Below are 369 nucleotides of genomic sequence, written 5' to 3'. Positions count from 1 at the left end.
TCATGGCGCGCCATTTCCGCTTCAACGACCTTTTTTCTCAGGACTTCCTGCGCCGGCCGGCTGGCCCGGGCGAGCGGCTGCGAAACAGCACAATGTTATGTTATAACAATAACATTATGCCTTTCGGGTCTGCCTCATCCGCGTCGACACCTGCTGTCGAGCCAGTGGCGCAGGTCCCCGCCGGGCCGGTTTCCCTGCGCAATCCTGGACGTTCTGCCGTGTCTCACTCCCTGTTGTATTGCTCCGTGCCACTCGCCCTGGCGTTTGCCGGCCTGGCCGTGGCCAGCGAAGACCCCGTCGACCTGCCCGGGCTGACCATCCAGGCCAAGGCCGCCGAGGAGGGCGAGACCGACCTGAATACGCCCACCA

The 369-nt window shown here is 63.7% G+C and carries 1 protein-coding gene; it reads left to right on the top strand.

Going from position 1 to position 369, the window contains the following annotated elements:
• Positions 1-369: hypothetical protein (locus tag J0A65_RS26420; RefSeq protein ID WP_206597150.1), on the top strand; the 369-nt coding region annotated here is incomplete at both ends.

The sequence above is a fragment of the Bowmanella yangjiangensis genome (genome assembly GCF_017255015.1).
In the GTDB taxonomy this organism is placed as follows: Bacteria; Pseudomonadota; Gammaproteobacteria; order Enterobacterales; family Alteromonadaceae; genus Bowmanella; species Bowmanella yangjiangensis.
Note: the sequence above shows the minus strand (reverse complement) of the source record. Positions and strands in the feature narration are given on the sequence as shown.